This is a genomic window from Pseudoalteromonas sp. G4 (genome assembly GCF_028875915.1).
GTDB lineage: Bacteria > Pseudomonadota > Gammaproteobacteria > Enterobacterales > Alteromonadaceae > Pseudoalteromonas.
Genome location: NZ_JAPEHW010000078.1, coordinates 1 through 18833 on the forward strand (window position 1 = coordinate 1; position 18833 = coordinate 18833).

15 protein-coding genes are annotated in these 18833 nt (G+C 40.6%); 12 read left to right on the top strand and 3 right to left on the bottom strand.

What is annotated here, in order from left to right:
- Positions 1-148: 148 nt before the first annotated feature.
- The 8 genes from ON073_RS17070 (at position 149) to ON073_RS17105 (ending at position 10885) form a co-directional block, all read left to right on the top strand.
- Positions 149-652 (top strand): hypothetical protein, encoded by a 504-nt coding sequence (locus ON073_RS17070; protein ID WP_274763091.1) that lies wholly within the window; start codon positions 149-151, stop codon positions 650-652.
- A gap of 297 nt (positions 653-949) precedes the next feature.
- Positions 950-1432, top strand: coding sequence for a hypothetical protein (locus ON073_RS17075; protein WP_274763092.1), 483 nt, complete (start codon positions 950-952; stop codon positions 1430-1432).
- A gap of 69 nt (positions 1433-1501) precedes the next feature.
- On the top strand, positions 1502-3412 hold the full coding sequence (locus ON073_RS17080; RefSeq protein WP_274763093.1) for a DNA topoisomerase III: 1911 nt from the start codon (positions 1502-1504) through the stop codon (positions 3410-3412).
- A gap of 179 nt (positions 3413-3591) precedes the next feature.
- On the top strand, positions 3592-4848 hold the full coding sequence (locus ON073_RS17085; protein WP_274763094.1) for an efflux RND transporter periplasmic adaptor subunit: 1257 nt from the start codon (positions 3592-3594) through the stop codon (positions 4846-4848).
- A 41-nt stretch (positions 4849-4889) separates the two neighbouring features.
- Positions 4890-5591 carry an ABC transporter ATP-binding protein gene (locus ON073_RS17090; RefSeq protein WP_274763095.1) on the top strand — a complete coding sequence of 234 codons (702 nt, stop codon included), beginning with the start codon at positions 4890-4892 and terminating at the stop codon, positions 5589-5591.
- Positions 5592-5602: 11 nt separating this feature from the next.
- Complete coding sequence (locus ON073_RS17095) at positions 5603-8026, top strand: ABC transporter permease (RefSeq protein WP_274763096.1); 2424 nt, start codon at positions 5603-5605, stop codon at positions 8024-8026.
- 181 nt (positions 8027-8207) lie between these two features.
- A complete protein-coding gene (locus ON073_RS17100) occupies positions 8208-9584 on the top strand; it encodes a sigma-54-dependent transcriptional regulator (RefSeq protein WP_274763097.1) in 1377 nt (458 codons plus the stop codon).
- 2 nt (positions 9585-9586) lie between these two features.
- Positions 9587-10885: a sensor histidine kinase gene (locus ON073_RS17105; RefSeq protein ID WP_274763098.1), complete on the top strand. Its 1299-nt coding sequence runs from the start codon at positions 9587-9589 to the stop codon at positions 10883-10885.
- Here the strand turns inward: ON073_RS17105 and ON073_RS17110 are convergent.
- Positions 10878-12140: an NAD(P)/FAD-dependent oxidoreductase gene (locus ON073_RS17110; protein ID WP_274763099.1), complete on the bottom strand. Its 1263-nt coding sequence runs from the start codon at positions 12138-12140 to the stop codon at positions 10878-10880. The two genes, ON073_RS17105 and ON073_RS17110, sit on opposite strands and share 8 nt — an antisense overlap.
- A gap of 426 nt (positions 12141-12566) precedes the next feature.
- Here ON073_RS17110 and ON073_RS17115 point away from each other — a divergent pair, with 426 nt between their 5' ends.
- From ON073_RS17115 to ON073_RS17125, 3 genes are all read left to right on the top strand, one after another.
- The gene (locus ON073_RS17115; protein ID WP_274763100.1) at positions 12567-13568 is read left to right on the top strand and encodes a 4-hydroxyproline epimerase; all 1002 of its coding nucleotides are present in this window, start codon (positions 12567-12569) and stop codon (positions 13566-13568) included.
- An 11-nt stretch (positions 13569-13579) separates the two neighbouring features.
- Positions 13580-15058, top strand: a complete 1479-nt coding sequence (locus ON073_RS17120; protein ID WP_274763101.1) for an aldehyde dehydrogenase (NADP(+)) — start codon at positions 13580-13582, stop codon at positions 15056-15058.
- 116 nt (positions 15059-15174) lie between these two features.
- Positions 15175-15828, top strand: coding sequence for a GntR family transcriptional regulator (locus ON073_RS17125; RefSeq protein WP_274763102.1), 654 nt, complete (start codon positions 15175-15177; stop codon positions 15826-15828).
- 77 nt (positions 15829-15905) lie between these two features.
- Here ON073_RS17125 and ON073_RS17130 read toward each other — a convergent pair whose 3' ends face one another.
- On the bottom strand, positions 15906-16280 hold the full coding sequence (locus tag ON073_RS17130; protein ID WP_274763103.1) for a rhodanese-like domain-containing protein: 375 nt from the start codon (positions 16278-16280) through the stop codon (positions 15906-15908).
- A gap of 12 nt (positions 16281-16292) precedes the next feature.
- A complete protein-coding gene (locus tag ON073_RS17135; protein ID WP_274763104.1) occupies positions 16293-17600 on the bottom strand; it encodes an amidohydrolase in 1308 nt (435 codons plus the stop codon).
- A gap of 81 nt (positions 17601-17681) precedes the next feature.
- On the opposite strand from ON073_RS17135, the gene ON073_RS17140 reads away from it, so the two are divergent.
- On the top strand, positions 17682-18539 hold the full coding sequence (locus ON073_RS17140) for a tetratricopeptide repeat protein (RefSeq protein ID WP_274763105.1): 858 nt from the start codon (positions 17682-17684) through the stop codon (positions 18537-18539).
- Positions 18540-18833: the final 294 nt, after the last annotated feature.

Genomic DNA, 18833 nt, shown 5'->3' on the forward strand with positions numbered 1-18833 from the left:
TTAGCATATTCAGTAATTTGTAAAGTGCCTTAAGGCAAAACAACTACAAGGAGATAATTATGAAAACAGTAGATAAGTATTCTTATATGCCGGGTAATGGCGGTGGTGATGATAATGACGATAAAGGTGGCAACTAGGGTTTATTTAGTTGGTTACTGATTCGTTTATATCTTTTATTAAATCGTATTATTTTGGACTCCCGTTACCCCTAATTTTTGCGGCCATTATTTTATTTTTATTAAAAGATAAAAAAGGCTTAATGTTTTCTTTAGTAACATTGGCCTTTTTTGGCTTTGGTGCGTTGACACATGAATTTATTAAAGACCTCGATCAAGGAATCTATATTTGGCGTTACCTATTATGGGCAGCCAATGATTTTATTTGGATTGTGGTGATCTCCCGGTTGGCCAATCATAACAAAACTCATCTATTACAATCTTGTCTCGGAATTCTGGTAGTATTTCCAGCACCTCTGATACAGCTTTTTCGAGCTATTGACAGGCACTATTTCGATCTATCTCTAAGCGATTATGTTTATGTTATAGGTTTGCCGTTCATAAATACACTTACAATTATTATCTGTTATATTCCTGTTGTGGCAATACTATTTTCTAGATGTAAAAACTATCTAGCCCCTAAACCACAAATGTAATAGAGTTTACTGTAATTATTTACAAATATTGTTTTTTGGTTTGAAGCTTTATATTACAAAAAAAACTGCCTTTAGGCCTGCTATTGCTCATGTTCTGACTATACTCGCAGTTAACTTATCACTCTTAAAAATACTTGTGTTTTTGAGCATATTCAGTAATTTGTAAAGTGCCTTAAGGCAAAACAACTACAAGGAGATTATTATGAAAACAGTAGATAAGTATTCGTATATGCCAGGCGGTGGTGGTTCAGGTGGTGATCCTGATAAAGACGAAGAAAAGAAAAAAGATTAGTCTTTATGACTTTAATTGAGTTGCTTGTTGCGGCAGGCAACTATTACACATTTTTTGTCATTGCTGCCTTTTTAATATTGCTTCTTCTTAAAGAAAAGAGCGGTGCAACTTTTGCTGGCGTTACTGCCTTCTTTTTTATTCTAGGGACTTCTTATTTCCCATATTTAATTGAGTGGGATACCGAGCGGTATTTTAGATACCCCATTTGGTTCTTTCATGAGTTATCTTGGATGGCCACTATCGCTTATTTGGGGCTAAAAGACAGGGTATCTATGCGACAATCAATCGCCGGTCAATTGCTTGGCGTACCTCTATTAGCTGTAAACTTCTTTAGAGGTCTGGATTATCATTATATGGATTTGTTTGCATCAACCAATGCTTACAGGTTGGTTTACCCACTTTGTGAAGTTTCAATTGTCTTTTTATGTTGGTTACCTATTTTTGTTTATTTAAAAAACAAACTCTTTTCAAAACCGCAACCTGCTTAATTCTTTATTAGCATTTATTCTGTAATGCGATATAGTTAACTGTAATTATATACAGTTATTTATTTTGATTTGAAACTCTATATCGCAGAAAAACCGTCTTTAGGGTGTGCTATTGCCGATGCGCTGCCAAAACCTCATAAAAAAATGGATGGCCATATTATTGTGGGTAATGGTGATGTAGTGTCGTGGTGTATTGGTCATTTACTGGAACTTGCCGAGCCTGACGACTATCACGAGCGTTACAAAAAATGGAACTTAGGCGACTTACCTATCGCGCCCGACACTTGGCAATTAAAAGCCAAAGCCAAAACTCGCAAGCAACTTACCTTACTTAAAAAGCTAATTAGGCAAGCCAACCAGCTTGTGCATGCGGGCGACCCTGATCGTGAAGGACAATTGTTGGTGGATGAGGTAATTAGTGAAGCAAAAGTATCAAAAACAAAACTTGATAGTACCGAACGTTTGCTGATAAGTGACCTTAATTTAAACGCCGTTAAAAAAGCTTTGAATAATTTAAAATCAAATCGTGATTATATACCGCTGTCTGTCTCTGCGTTAGCGCGCTCGCGTGCCGATTGGTTAATTGGCATGAATTTAACCCGTGCTTATACCATTAAAGGTAAACAAGGCGGTTATAGCGGAGTGCTCTCGGTTGGCCGGGTGCAAACGCCTATTTTAGGGTTAGTTGTACGTCGCGATTTAGAAATTGAAAACTTTGTCAGCCGCCCATTTTTTGAAGTTATTGCTGAGAATATCACAGAACAAGGCGAGCAATTTCAAGCTAAATGGCTGCCGAGCGAGGCGTGCTTGCCATATCAAGATGAAGATGGCCGTGTGTTGCATAAAGGCCTTTGTGAAAATGTGATTAGCCGGATAACGGGGCAGCAAGGGCAGGTGTTATCTGTTGAAGAAAAAACTAAAAAACAAGCGCCGCCTTTACCTTATAATTTATCGGCACTACAGATCGATGCAGCAAAGCTATTTAAAATGCCAGCTAAAAAAGTGCTGGATATTTGCCAAAGTTTGTATGAAAAGCACAAGCTGATAACGTACCCACGTTCAGATAATCGCTATTTACCAAATGAGCACTTTTTTGAAGCATCGCAAGTGCTTAGCGCAATGGAAAATAACAAAGGGCAAACTAGTGAGTTAATTGCGAACGCTGATACGTCACGCAAGCATAAATGCTGGAATGATAAAAAAGTGGAAGCGCACCACGCGATTATCCCCACCAGTAAAAAGCTTAAAAGCGCAAGCTTAGGCTCTGAAGAAGAAAAAATTTACGGCCTTATTTGCCGCCAATATTTAGCATTGTTTTACCCAGATTATATTTATCACGATACAACCGTGTTGGTTGAAATTGCTGGCGGTAAGTTTAAAGCGACTGCAAAGCGCGAAAGCCAACTAGGCTTTAAAGTACTGATGGGCAAAAGCGAATTAAAAGATGAAGTTACTCTGCCTGCGCTTTCAAAAGGACAATTATTTACCTGCCAACAAGGGCGCTTAGTTGAAAAGCAAACTGAGCCGCCGCAACATTTTAATGATGCCAGTTTATTAAGTGCTATGACCGGAATTGCGCGTTACGTGGATGATGCTGAAATTAAAAAAATCCTGCGTGACACCGACGGCCTAGGCACTGAGGCCACACGCGCTGGCATTATTGAATTGCTATTTAAACGCGGTTTTTTACAGCGTCAAGGTAAACACATATTAGCCACCGAAACAGGTAAAGCCCTAATTAATGTATTACCTGAAAAATTAACAAAGCCCGATATGACAGCGCTTTGGGAAGCACAATTAACGCAAATCGCTGAAAAGCATGGTAGTTATACTAGTTTTATGTCACCACTACTCAATGAGCTACAAGGTCATATTGCGTTGGCGAGCAAAACCCCCGTCACTGGGTTTAGTAATTTACCCCCGCCCAAGCAAAAACCGTTTAAGCGGCGTTATAAACGCAAAGCAAAAACAACCAGTTAAGTAAAAAACCACATCCCAATTTTGGGATGTAGCTTTTTAAACGTCATCCCAAAAGTGGGATGTTGTATAAAGCTTAAAATCGTCGATTCAATGTAACCTATTGTTAATATTGGTTTTTGTTGTTTGGCACGCTCTTTGATATAGGTCTATTACCAATGCAAACAGATTAGGCATTTAAAATGGACATTATCAAAACTAAAAAAACACCGTTTTACAAAAAGAAAGCAGCAGTATTTTCAATGGCAGCTGCACTTTTTGCAGGCGCCGTTTATGGTGTTGCGCAAGTGGATTTTGCAAGTGCAACGGTTAAACGTTCAAACCTTCTTACAGCAGAAGTGAAAGCTGGTGAATTTACCATTAAGGTATCGGGTCACGGTGTATTAGCGCCGCGCGATGTACGCTGGGTTGCCAGTAATGTTGAAGGTAAAGTCGAAAAAATTCTTATGAAGCCAGGTGCAGCGGTTAATCAAGGCGACTTAATTGTTGAACTTGCTAACCCTGAACTAAAGCAAAAAGTAGAAGAGTTACAGTGGGAGCGCACAGCGCTTGAAGCTGAACTAGCTGCACTAAAAGTAAGCCAACAAACCAAATTACTGGATATGCAAGCAAGCTTGCTGCAAACAAAAATGGCCTTCGATAAAGCCAATATGCGTTTGCAAGCAGAAGAGCAATTAATTCAAAAAGGCAACGCAACGGTGTCTCGCCTTGACTACGAAAGCTCAAAATTAACTGTGTCACAGTTAAAAGAAACCCTTGCGATTGATAAACGTCGTGAAATGCAACTTGGTGAAAATTTAAAGGCAAACCTTACCGCGCAGCAAGCACGTTTGGAAAAGCTAAACAAAACCATTGAGCGTGCCGAATTTCAACTTGCATCACTAAAAGTACTGGCGCCGGTTTCGGGCATTTTACAGGCAATGCCGCTTGAATTAGGCCAGCGAGTATCGCTTGGTAGCAATGTTGCAAAATTTGCTAAGCAAGATGATTTAATTGCTGAATTAAAAATCCCAGAGCTTAAAGCATCCGCCATCGCGCTTGGCCAGAGTGTATCGATTGATACCCGCTTTAACACCATTATGGGCACAGTGAAACGCATCGACCCTGCAGTTGTAGAAGGTACAGTGCAAGTGGATGTTGAGCTTGAAACACCATTACCACAAGAAGCGCGCCCAGATCTTTCTGTTGATGGCGACATCATAGTCGCTAAAAAAAGTAACACCTTATATGTTCGTCGCCCAGCATTTTCGCAAGCTGAGCGTACCCTAAGTGCTTTTAAACTGGTTGAAAATGGCCGTTACGCTGAAAAAGTGGCGGTGACCTACGGTAAAGCATCAAGCACCGAAATTGAAATTGTAGCTGGGTTAGCTGCAGGTGATCAGGTGGTCATCTCTGAGCAAAGCGAATTTTCACGTCATGCACGTGTTGCGCTTAACTAATCCAAAACCACATTAATAACGAATTTTGAAGGAATAATCATATGAATACATTAATTAAACTAACAAACCTAAAAAAAGTATTTGCTACTGACGAAGTTGAAACTCACGCACTAAGCGAGATTAATTTAGATATTAAACAAGGCGAGTACGTATCAATTTCAGGCCCTTCAGGTTGTGGTAAATCAACCTTACTATCAATTTTAGGCTTACTGGATACCTGCTCAGGTGGCAGCTTTGAATTAAATGGTCATCAGGTTGCTGGGCTTGATCACAAACAGCGCGCATATATTCGTAACAAAGAAATCGGTTTTGTATTTCAATCGTTTAACCTGATTAGCGATTTAACGGTAGAAGAAAACGTTACTTTGCCACTGACTTATCGTAAAGACTTAACTAAAGCAGAGCGTAAGCAAATGGCGCTAGCGGCGCTTGAAAAAGTTGATATGAGCCACAGAGCAAAGCATTACCCAGCGCAACTTTCAGGTGGTCAGCAGCAACGTGTTGCTGTAGCGCGTGCCATTGTTGGTAACCCTTCAATTATTCTTGCGGATGAACCAACAGGTAACCTTGATTCGAAAAATGCAGAGCTAGTAATGGCGTTGCTAGACAAGTTACATGCAGAGGGCACCACCATTTGTATGGTTACTCACGACCCGCGTGGTGCAAAACGTGCAGAACGTATTGTAGAAGTATTTGATGGTCGCATTGTTGGCGATACGCAAGCGCAAGTTGCAGTAGCATAAGGAGAAATACCATGTTAGACGATATTTTATATGCTGTGCGTGGGATGCTTAAAAATCCACGTTTTGCAGCGCTAACCACCTTTGTTATGACTATTGGTTTAAGCTTATGTATTTATATGTTCAGCTTTATTTTCAATACGTTAAGCGGCACAATTCCTCTTGAAGATGGCGAGCGTTTGCGCAAAGTGACAACGGTAGTAAACGGTGTGGCGTATGATGGTACTTCGGTGCGTTACCAAGAATACTTGGACATTGTAAATCAACAAACCAGCTTTGAGTTTCTAGATGCTTACGATACTTACACAGTAACCGTTTCAACCAGTGACCGTGCTATTCGTTATTCATCACACTTTGTCAGTGAAGAATTCTTTAAAGTATCAGAGGCAAAACCAGCGCTTGGTCGCTTATTAACAAAAGCAGATTCTACCAGCAATGAGCGTGTGGTGGTGTTAGGTGATTTAGTATGGCGTGAAATGTTTGCGTCAGACCCGACAATTGTCGGTCAAAAAGTTCGTATCGATGGTAAAAATCATACAGTGGTAGGGGTAACAGAGCCAGGTTATCGCTTTCCTGACTTTGCACAAATGTATATGCCTTTTAAAGTTGAAAGCCAAGGTATTGCACGAGAAGATTCTAACTTTGTAGCAGTTTACGGTGTACTAAAAGAAGGTGTTTCTGAGCAGCAGGCAAATCGCGAAATGGAGACAATTTTTGCGGAATTTGCCCGTCAATATCCAGAGCTAAACTCTACAAAAATTGGCTTTGTTTGGACTTTCCAAATGGAAAAAATTGGTAAAGGCGGCGATGCGCTGGTACTTGCTATGGCGTTAGCGGTGTTGTTTATTTTAGTTCTTGCGTGTGTGAACGTGGGTAACTTGTTGTTATCTCGCGCGATTGAACGCAACAAAGAAAGCGCCATTCGCACAGCGCTGGGTGCACCACGTTCGGTACTTATTCGCCAATTAATGTGTGAAAGCTTAATTATTAGTGTGCTTTCTGGCTGTTTAGCAGTATTAATTGCAGGCTATGGGTTAGATTTAACGTTTGACTACTTTTTAAATTCACTGCCAATTGAACCGCCATTTTGGTGGCAAGCAGGGCTTACGCAAACAAGCTTAATGATTACTGTGGTAACAGTGTTAAGCACAGTACTAATTACTGGTGGCTTACCAGCATGGCGTGCAACTAAAACCGATATTAATGCAGTATTGCGTGACGGTACACGCGGTGCGCAAAGCAAAACGGCGGGTCTACTTAGCAAGGTCATTGTTGGTTTAGAAGTAACTTTATCATGTGCGCTGATTATGCTTTCAGCGGCGATGCTTAATTTAGTAAGCAAAATGAATGACGCTGATTATGGTGTTGCGGTTGATAACCGTGTTGCAGCGCGAATTGCACTACCAAGCGAACGCTACGGAAAAGAAAACATTGAAAGAGCAAAACAGTACTATCAATCACTTGAAGAAAAGCTAACTGCAAACCCTGCAATTGAAACTGTTACTTTTAGCCAGTCATTGCCGCACACCTGGGGGATTTTCCAAAATATCTCAGTTGAGGGAGTTGATTATGGCAAAAACCCAAGTTATCCAGGTTCTAACGTCAGCATTGTTATGAACAACTACTTTTCGGCAATGGAAATGACATTACTGGAAGGGCGCTTTTTCAATAACAGCGATGCAGCAGGAACAAGTCTAAATGCGGTTGTTACTAAAAACTTTGCTGAAAAACATTTAGCGGGTGAAAACCCAATTGGCAAGCGTATTAAATTAATGGAAATGGATAATGCAGTAGTCACAATTGTAGGTGTTACTAACAATGTCATATTCGGCCAACCTTTTGAGCACAATAGTGATAAAGCATCGATGTTTTTGGCTTATCAGCAGTTTCCTCGTTTGAATATGAATGCGGTAATTAAAAGCGCGTCAACAGCCCCTGCAACGCATAACCCTGTAAGCTTATTAAATAAAGCAGCTGTTGAATTAGATGCCGATGTTGCACCTTACAGTATTACCGATGTACAAGCTGGCATTGATAGCCGTTTATCGGGAATGAACTTTATTGCTAACATCTTTATCTTGTTTGCTATCTCGTCAATGGTGATTGCATTTAGTGGAATTTATGGTGTTATGGCTAACTCTATTGTGCAAAAAACACAAGAAATTGGTGTTCGCCGAGCGCTTGGTGCAGATAACAGCAACGTGTATAACCACTACTTAATGCAAGCGACAAAACAGCTAGTGGCTGGCTTAATTTTAGGTATTCCAGCCGGTGTGCTATTAATAAAAATGCTAGAGCAAGGCAGTATGGCTGAGGGCTCGATGCTTGTTTATGTTGGTGTACCCGTGTTAATTAGCTTGGTAATTGTTCTTGCAGTTGTGCTACCAGTTCGTAACGCACTTAATATGGAACCATCAAGTGCACTTAGGCACGAATAGATAAAACTTAAAAAGCCAGTGCTTGCACTGGCTTTTTTCAATCCAATTATTTATAAGGATTGGTATTATTTATTGATTTAACCAAAGTTAACTTTTACCCTAAAACCACTATCCCGCATCATGCTTAGTAGCCTTTGTGCTCTTATAAGCAAACAAGAATTAACGCAGTAAAGGATAAATTGTGTCTCATATTTTAATTGCTGATGACGATCCCAGTATTGTTGCCGCACTTCGCCTATTTTTAAAAAGCGAAGGGTTTAAAGTCACTACAGCAAGTTCGCCAGCAGAAGCTGTTTTTTTTGTAAAACAAAACGACATTGATCTCGCTTTAATCGATTTAAATTATCACGCTGATACCACTTCAGGTCAGGAAGGCATTAATCTTACAGAACAGCTTGCAAGTCTTGATGAAAGTTTGGCAATTGTGTGTATGACCGGATGGGCAAGTGTTGAAATCGCCGTTGAAGTAATGAAAGCTGGCGCGGGCGATTTTGTTGAAAAGCCATGGGAAAACGAACGCTTATTAACGGTGATCACCAATCAGCTGAAACTTCGTGAGCAAAAGCTGCAAAACCAAGTGCTTAACCAAGAAAACCAAAACTTAAAAAGCGAACTAGCGCAAGGCGATGGAGAACTGATTGTTGAATCAGCCCCAATGAAAACCTTACTTGCACAACTAGAACAAATAGCCAAAGCCGATATTAATGTGTTGATCACAGGGCCAAATGGCACCGGTAAAAGTTTACTCGCGCAGCATATTCATAATTTGAGTAACCGCAGTAACGAGCGTTTTGTTTCGGTAAATATGGGTGCAATCAGCGAAAGCTTATTTGAGTCTGAACTATTTGGCCATGTAAAAGGCGCATTTACCGATGCAAAGGAAAATCGTATTGGCAGAGTTGAGCTTGCTGAAAAAGGCACCTTGTTTATGGACGAAATTGGTAATATTCCACTGCCACAGCAAGCAAAATTACTGCGCTTATTGGAAGAACACCAATTTGAAAAAGTTGGTTCAAGTAAAACTCAAACAGCCAACATTCGTTTAATTTCAGCAACCAATGCCAATTTAGATGCGATGGTAGAGGATGCTACGTTTCGCCAAGATTTACTTTACCGGTTAAACACGTTTGTGGTGCGTTTACCAAGTTTAGCTGAGCGTAAAGATGACATCTTGCCAATGGCAAATAACTTTATTGCTAAAGCTGCCAAACGTTTTAACAAACCAGCGCCGAGTTTATCGCCTGCTGCGTGTGATGCACTTTTGGCATACGATTGGCCGGGCAATGTACGTGAGTTATCTCATACCTTAGAGCGTGCGACGTTACTTGCAGTAAGCGAAATCAGCCCAGAACATTTAATGCTAACGCCGAGTGCAACTCAAGTTTCACAGGCTCAGGAACAAACAACTGTTAAATACCAAGGCACAATGGATGAAATTGAAAAAGCAGTGATTGAACAGCGATTAATGGAATATCAAGGTAACGCATTAGATACGGCAAAATCGCTTGGTTTAAGTCGCAGTGCGTTTTATCGTCGACTCGATAAATTTGCTATTTAGTCGTGAAAAGCTTTTTTAATCAGCTACAACGTTCGGCGTTGTGGGCGGCGCTTCCGGGTAATTTTATTGCACTGGTGATGATATGGCAGGCAGATCTCAGCACTTATTTGCAAGCACTGGTGAGTTTGTTACTAATTTTAGTGGTGGCGATTAATCTTTATTATTTGTTTGATAAATTAAACGAGCAGTTTTTATCCTTAGCAAATTTAGTTGAAGCGTTAAATGCAGGTGATTACACCTTGCGCGCCAAAGGGGCGGCTGAATCATCGGCGTTCGGGGATTTGGTTCAGCAGATTAACCGACTAGCGGATAACTTATCTACCACTCGCTTTGAATACAAAGAAAGCCAGTTATTGTTAGCGAAACTGATTAAACAAATAGGCGTGATTATTTTCGCCTGTGATGAAAATCAAAAAATTACCTTGGCAAACCCTGCGGCAGAACGCTTCTTTGAAAAATCTGAGTCCAAGTTGATAAACCATACACTTGCGGATTTAAACTTGGTTGATCTTGTAGATGCGCCAAATAATCAGTTAGTGATGGTTGCGAATAAACAAGCATCATCTCGTTTGCATTTATATCGTGATAATTTTCGAGAAGCAGGCAAACAGCATAATTTATTTATATTGTCGGACTTAGAATCGGTGCTGAGCCATCAAGAGCAAAAAGCATGGAAAGACTTAGTGCGTGTGTTAAGTCATGAAATTAATAATTCGTTGTCGCCAATAATTAGCTTAACCGACACGTTAAATAAAATATCATCGAGTTTGCCGATTGACGGCGAAGACAAAGAAGATATTCAAAGTGGCTTAACCATTATTGGCGAACGTGCAACCCGCTTAAAATCCTTTATTCAGGGTTATCGTCAACTTGCGACCTTGCCAGAGCCGCAAAAGAAACCGCATGATTTAGTAAAAATCATCTCAAGTAGTACAGAGTTACTCGGTTATCCCTGTAATTTACATTTAGCTGACAACTGCATACTTGAAGTGGATGCCGCCCAACTAGAGCAGTGTTTAATTAATTTATTGAAAAATGCCCATGAAGCAGCGCCACAGCAAACGATAGATGTTTCACTTAAACAAGATGCGCAACAAGTGGTAATTGAAATCAGAGATTTAGGCGCAGGCATTAGTAACCCTGACAACCTTTTTGTGCCTTTATACACCACCAAAAAACAAGGCACAGGTACAGGCCTTGCGCTGTGTCGCCAAATAGTATCAGCGCATAATGGGGTGATTTCACTTAGCAACCACCCAGAAAGTGGTTGCGTCGCGAAAGTCGTATTACCGCTTAGTTAAAACGAGCTATGGAGTAAGGCGTGAGGTCAATATGCGGCTTTGCGTCTTGTACTTCTGCTGATATTAGTTCTGCACTAATGGCCGCTAAGGTTAAGCCTAGGTGCTGGTGGCCAAAGTTAAAAAACACATTGTTGTGTTTGGGTGCGCGCCCGATCACAGGCAGTGAGTCGGGTAGTGTAGGGCGAAAACCCATCCACTTTTTATCTTGCTCAGGTTGGTCGTCTACCATATTTGGCCAAATAGATTCGCCAAGTTGCTTTAACATATCGGCACGGCGGTAGGTTGGTGCTTTTGAAAGACCTGCAAATTCGACTGTACCTGCAAGGCGTAAGCCCTCTTGCATTGGGGTTAGGATAAATTTCTTCTCAAATGACACGACAGGCATGGTGGGCATTTGTTCACTGGATACCATATAGTGGTAGCCACGCTCTGTGTCGAGAGGTACTTTATAGCCAAGCTGTTTACAAAGTGCCTTCGAATGCGCGCCGGTGCACATTACCAATTTATCAAATACTAGCGCATTGTCGTTGGCATTTATGGTGATATCAGAGTCGTTTGAAAAAAGCGATGTCACTTCAATTTGCTTAAAATTAACGCCTAATGATTCTGCATAGTCAAACAGCGCCATATTTAATTTATAAGGGCTGCAAGTATGGCCCACATCGGTAAAGTAAAGAGCGTGTGTAATTGTTGGGTGTAACCCCGGTTGCAACTCATCTAACTCGTGTCTTTCTAATAACTTTACGTTTACGCCTTCTTTTTTGTAGTGGGCGCGTGTTGCGAGTGCATCTTTACGAGAGTCTGACTCGAAGGTAAGTAAGCTGCCATTTAAATGAAATAGTGACTCGGTATTTGTTGTTTTAGTTAAACGTTGCCATGCGTTTATTGCCGACTGATTTAGTTGTTTTAATGCGTCTTTATTGCGATTGAACACACGGGGGCGCATATTTGCTAAAAAACGCATAAACCAAGGCAGTGCTTTAAACAAATAACTCGGGCTAATTCGCAGAGCGCCTTTTGGGTCGAGCAGCATTTTTGGTAGTTGTGGTAATAAAGATGCTTGCGCGAGTGGAAATACCTGCTCTGTAGCAAAATGCCCGGCATTACCTTTTGAACAGCCTTCACTAATACCTTTGCTATCAAGTAGTGTTACTTGAAAGCCTTGTTGTTGTAGTTGGATCGCGGTTGAAATACCGATTACACCTGCGCCAATCACAGCAACGTTTTGATTAACCGAGCTAGAGATGTTTTTCATTTGATAAAAATATAACTTTACTTTGTATACAATATACATTAACTTAATCGGTATACAATGTACAGTATCACTTTTCGAAGTAAAAACAAATTAAACCAAACTGAAAACTTACACTGACAGTTTTACTGGTAAATAGGTGTGGTATTTGGTGTTAGTTGTTACCTAGACTAGGTTTAATTACTGTGCCGAAGTAAGTTCATTGCATCAACTATCTTAGCGATTTGCATTCAAGATAAAGTATTCAAAGGGGTACCTTGTCAGTCTTCAGACTGGTGGAAACGAGGTAATACAGTGATTGAAACAATGACAATTTAGAGTGATAAATCACTTAGGTTAACTAATTAGGCTTTCCCCATTAGCCGAGGCGCGCATCTGTTTTCGCGCCTATTTCGAATTACAAAAGTTAAAAAATTAGGAGCGCAGCAAGTGAGAAAAGGGACCTATTTTTGTATTGATGCCCATACCTGTGGCAATCCAGTACGATTGGTTACGTCAGGTCATCCAGTGCTTGAAGGTAAAACAATGGGTGAGAAACGCATGCATTTCATGCGCGAATATGACTGGATCCGCCAGTCGTTGATGTTTGAACCTCGCGGACATGACATGATGTCGGGTGCGTTTTTATATCCACCTTGCTCAGATAATGCTGATGCATCAATTTTATTTATTGAAACTTCTGGGTGCTTACCAATGTGTGGGCACGGCACTATCGGTACCTTAACCGCAGGGTTAGAAGCGGGCCTTATTCAGCCAAGAATACCGGGTAAATTAATAATTGATGTGCCTGCAGGGCAGATTAATGTTGATTATCAGATGACCAACAATAAAGTTGATTGGGTAAAAATTTATAATGTTTCGGCTTATTTAGCGCATCAAGATATTGAAATTGACGTGCCAGAACTTGGCAAAATAAAACTTGATATCGCCTATGGTGGTAACTTTTACGCCATTGTTGAGCCACAGGAGAACTTTCCGGGGATCGATAAGTGGACACCGGGTGATGTTTTAAAATTTAGTCCTTTGGTACGTGAAATTGCGGGTCGTGCAGTGGAGTGTGTTCACCCAGAAGATTCTAATGTCAAAGGGCTTTCTCATGTTTTATGGACAGGCGCACCAAAAACCGAAGGTTCTACGGTTGCCAACGCAGTGTTTTATGGCGACAAAGCCATTGATCGTAGCCCTTGTGGTACAGGCACATCAGCGCGTATGGCGCAATTACATGCGAAAGGCTTATTAAAGCCAGGCGAAAAGTTCGTACATGAAAGTATTATTGGTAGCCAATTTGTAGGCACCATCGAGTCCGTAACCGAAATCGGTGGCATTACTGCTATTAAGCCATCGATTCAAGGTTGGGCAAAAATTACCGGATACAACCAAATACTAGTGGATGATGAAGATCCCTATGTCAATGGTTTCCAACTAGTTTAAGGGGAAAGTAGATGTTTACAGGATTAAGCTTTATTAATAACGAATGGTCTTCACTGGGTGAGGGGTCATTTAACGCGATAAATGCATTTGACCATACGCCACTTGAGCCTGCATTTAAAAACTGTAGCCTTGAGCAGTTAGCACAAGCATGTGATGTGGCAGATGCTGCATTTAAAGTTTATCGTAAAACCACAAAAGCCCAGCGAGCTGCGTTTTTAAATGCGATTGCTGATGAGCTTGCAAGCAAAGAAGATGAACTGGTTGCACGTACACCGCTTGAGACCGGTTTGCCTGAAATGCGTATTAAGGGTGAGCTGGGCCGTACTGTTGGTCAGTTACGTTTATTTGCTGCAAATTTAGAGAAAGACGCTGAATTCATTGCTGAAGATGCAGCAATGCCTGAGCGTCAGCCTTTACCACGTCCAACATTAAAGCTGGCAAAAATTGCCATTGGTCCGGTAGCTGTTTTTGGTGCAAGTAATTTCCCTCTTGCCTTTAGTGCGGCAGGTGGTGATACAGCATCAGCATTGGCGGCAGGTTGCCCTGTGGTTTATAAGTCTCACTCGGCACACCCTGGTACCAGTGAAATTGTGGTACGTGCGATTGAAGCGGCAATTACTAAATGCGAGATGCCAAAAGGTGTTTACCAGCTATTACACTCAAAAAGCTACGATGTAAGTCATGAATTAGTTAAAAACCCAAAAATCCAAGCAGTAGGCTTTACGGGATCGTTTGGTGTGGGCATGGCCTTGCAAGAAAGTATTAAACAACGCAAGCAGCAAATTCCATTTTATGGCGAGCTAGGCTCTACAAATCCGCAAGTATTGCTTTCTGGTTTTGTTAAAGGCCAAGAAGAAAAACTAGCGGCTACATTTATTGCATCGCTAAATATGGGCGCAGGCCAATTTTGTACAAACCCAGGTTTATGGCTTATTGCTGAAGAAGAAGCTGAAAGTTTCAAACAAGCTGTGGCTAAAGAGGTGGAAGTTTCTGCACCGCAAGCCATGTTAACGCCTGCTATCTTAAAAGCGTATAAATCAGGATGTGAAAACTTCGCAAATAATGCAACGCTTGTTGCAAGTGGTCAATCTGAAGAGCTTCGTTGTAGTACGCAAGTATTTGCTACGACTGCAACAGAATTTAGAAACAACAAAGCATTACATGAAGAAGTCTTCGGGCCTGCTGCGTTAATGGTAACGTATTCATCAACCGATGAGCTTGTCGCTTTAATTGATGAACTAGAAGGTCAATTAACTGCAACCATTCATGGTAGCGAAGCATTGGTTCAGCAACATGCTGACATTGTGGATGCGTTAAGTTATGTGGTTGGCCGTTTAATATACAACCAAATGCCAACAGGTGTGGAAGTGTGCGATGCGATGATGCATGGTGGTCCATTCCCTAGTTCAACGGATGTGCGCAGCACTTCTGTAGGCAGCCAAGCAATAGAACGATTCTTGCGTCCTCTATGTATACAAAATGCCTTTTAGAGTTCGTATGAAATAATTGTGTGTTCCCGTTCTAAGGTAAAAGGCCAGCTATGCTGGCCTTTTTTTATAATTTGTATAAACTATTGCCAAGTTTATACAAAATACAAAGAGATAAAATGGGGCTAGCATATAAAACACGTACCGAATTTGTGGTTGATGCGATTCGTGAAAAAATCTTAAAAGGCGAAGTAAAAGCCGGTCAGCCATTACGCCAAGCGGCGCTTGCTGAAGAACTAGATGTGAGCCGTATTCCTGTACGTGAGGCCCTATTACAACTTGAAGCTGAAGGCTTAGTTAAATTCCAAGCGCACAAAGGCGCAATTGTGACTGAGTTAAATGCAGCACATGTTGATGAATTATTTGAATTACGTGCCATGTTAGAAGCCGATTTACTAGCGCGTTCAATTCCAAATATGAATCCTGAAGATTTTGACCATGCAGAAACGCTGCTAGCAAAACTTGATGAAGCATTAACTCATGAAGACAGCGCAAACTTATGGGCTGATCTTAATACTAGCTTTCACACTTACTTATACCAAGCAGCCGAGCGCCCGCAAACGTTAGAAGTCGTTAATATTTTAAATAAGAACTCTGACCGCTATATTCGTATGCACTTATTACTTGCTGGTGGTATCAAAAAAGCAGGTGGTGAGCATAAGCAGTTAATTGATTATTGCCGTGCCGGTGACACGAGCAATGCCTGTCAGCTACTTAAGCAGCACATTCTTGGTGCAAAAGAAGAAATTAAAGCACTGTTAATTGAAGAATAAAATCAAGAGAATTAAAAAAACCAGCCTGATGTGGCTGGTTTTTTGTATTAATACTTAGTTGCAAAAGCCCATAGTAATTACTTTTTAATTAATGGTAACTGCTTCTCACTCCAAGCGAGGTAATCACCTTCTAAGTGTTTTAGTTTAAATCCTTTTTCAGACAATGCCTTTTCAAATAAACCTGCACGACGACCAGAACGACAATACACAACCAGGGTTTTGTCTTTTAACGATTCCAATACCGACATATTTTCATCAATTTGATTATGAGGAATATTGAGTGCGCCTTTAACATGCCCGTCATTAAATTCCTCAACTGAGCGAACATCGATAATCGTATAGGCATTGTCAGACATTTGGTTTTCCAATAACTGTTGTTGCGTAATTACGGGTGTATTAGCAAAACATGCAACACTAAATAGTAGTGATGCGATAAGTAAAATATATTTCATGTGTGTTGTCCTTTAGTTGTTATTAAATAAATCGACTGCTGCTTGGCTCATGGCGGTTACCCCTGTTTTAATGGTCAGTGGGTAATCCGGAGCAAACTTACTTGAATGAAGTGAAGGTAGTTTAGCGCCATTTTTCATTGCGTTCTCGTATTCTGAAGGATTAACCCCGCCAAGCCAAAAAATAGTGATTGGTACATTTTCATCGGTGCGGCCAAACAGGCCAAAATCCTCACCCGCCATTACTGGTTCAGCTTTTAATGTATTGGCTTCACCAATAGCTTTTTTAATACTCGCGGTGACACGCGTTGCAAGCTCTGGATTATTGTAAGTAGACGGAATACTTTCAGATTCATGTACGATTACTTCAGGTAACTCGTTTTCTGAAAGACCGGCACTAAGTGCAATCCCTTTAGTAATTCGCTTAATTGCTGCAATTTGTTGATTACGTACATCGGGATTATACGAGCGTAATGTCAGCTGCAACTTTACTTGATTAGAAATGATGTTGTGTTTTGAGCCACCATGGATCGAACCCACAGTAATCACGCTAGGTTCTAACGGTGAGATTTCTCGGCTAGCAATGGTTTGTAATGCAAGTACAGTACGTGAGGCAAGTACCACGGGGTCAATAGTCGTATGTGGATAAGCTCCATGACCACCGCGACCTTTTATAATCACATCGACTGAATCAACATTTGCGAGTGCATAACCTGGAGCAATGGCCACCTTACCAGCAGGTGCTGAGGCACTTACGTGTAAACCTACAACATAATCAGGTTTAGCAAACTTCGTATAGAGACCTTCTTTTAGCATTGCTTTTGCGCCACCGCCAACTTCTTCAGCTGGTTGAGCAACCATCATTAATGTACCTTGCCAGTCATCTTTATGCTCTACTAGTTGCTGAGCTGTACCAATAAAACTTGTCATATGTATATCATGACCACAGCCATGCATTACACCCACTTTATTACCGCTTTTATCGATCACTCTTACTTTTGACGCGTACTCTTTATTTGTTTCTTCAATAATTGGTAGGCCATCGGTATCTGCTCGCAGCATAACGGTAGGTCCGTTACCATTTTTGAAAATGCCAACTACACCATAACCGCCAACATTTTCGGTTACTGCAAAACCAAGCTGTGATAATTCATTTGCAAGCTTTGCTGCAGTTTTTTCTTCTTGGTAAGAAAGTTCTGGGTTTTGATGGAGGTGCTTATAAAGTGAGTTCAATGTGTTTTGTTGCGTAGTAGTAGGTTCATATTGATTGGCTGCAACGGAACAGCTTGAGATAATCAAAGCGTTGAGTAATGCAAATTTCATTTGTTATTCTCATTTTTTGGCATTGTTTTTTAATTATATTGCCTCCATATTGATACTAATTGAAGTTAATAATTAATATATATGAACAATATTATTGAACTAACAGCGGATAGTTTCCAACAAGTCATTTCCGAAACAGCTCCTGAAACATTAATTGCATTATACTTTTATACTCAGCAAGCGCCTGAATGTGTATCAATGACATCATTGCTTGAAGAAAAAGCAGCGCAATACTCTGAGCACTTGTTATTAGCCAAGCTTAATTGTGATGTTGAGCAAGCATTGGCATCTCAACTTGCACAGCAAATTGGTTTACAGGGTATTCCTGCCATTTTACTTTTAAAGGGTGGCGCTCCGGTTGATATGTTACCAGGGCCTCAATCGAAAGAAATGTTAGATGCTGCATTTGAAAAACACTTACCGAATGCAGAAGACTTATTGGTAACTGAAGCACAACAGCTTTTAAGCCAAGGTAATTTCTCAGAAGCCTATACAAAGGCTAAGCAGGCATATGATGTAAATGCACAAAATAGTAAGGTTAAACTAATTCTTGCAGATATCTGCTTAAACATACAAAAAGTAGATGATGCGGATGCCCTGTTATCGACTATTCCAATGGTTGATCAAGATGCTTACTTTAATAATTTAAAGGCAAAGGTAGAGTTAGCGCAAGAAGCGAAGGACTCACCAGAGATTAAGCAACTAGAAGCCGAAATTGCAAAAGACGAAAGTAATTTTGACGCGAAAGTGAAACTTGCAGTGCAATATGATCAAGTTGGACGAAAAGAAGAAGCGCTAGAAACCTTATTTAGTGTACTGCAAAAGGATTTAGCGTTTGGTGATGCACGTAAAATGTATCTAGATGTCATTGCGACATTGCCTGATGGTGATGAGTTAGCAGGGAAATATCGTCGCAAGCTATACAGTATTCTTTACTAACACACACTATATAAAGAAGAAGGAGCCAAAAGGTTCCTTTTTTGTTTCATATTGTTTTAAAAAATCTGACATTTAAATTTGCAATCTTGAAAGATTGATCGATACTTAAATTCCTCTTTTTGAGTTCAAACGCCCGAAATCGTACGTTTAACGTTCGGTTTTGTAGCCTTAATGTTAAATTTAGAATTAAATCGCTATTTTTTACAAAAAACTCAAAAAAAGGGTTGCGCCCAAATCAAATCTCTCTATAATGCGCCTCCACCAACACGGGGAACGACGCAGCATAGCAGCGAA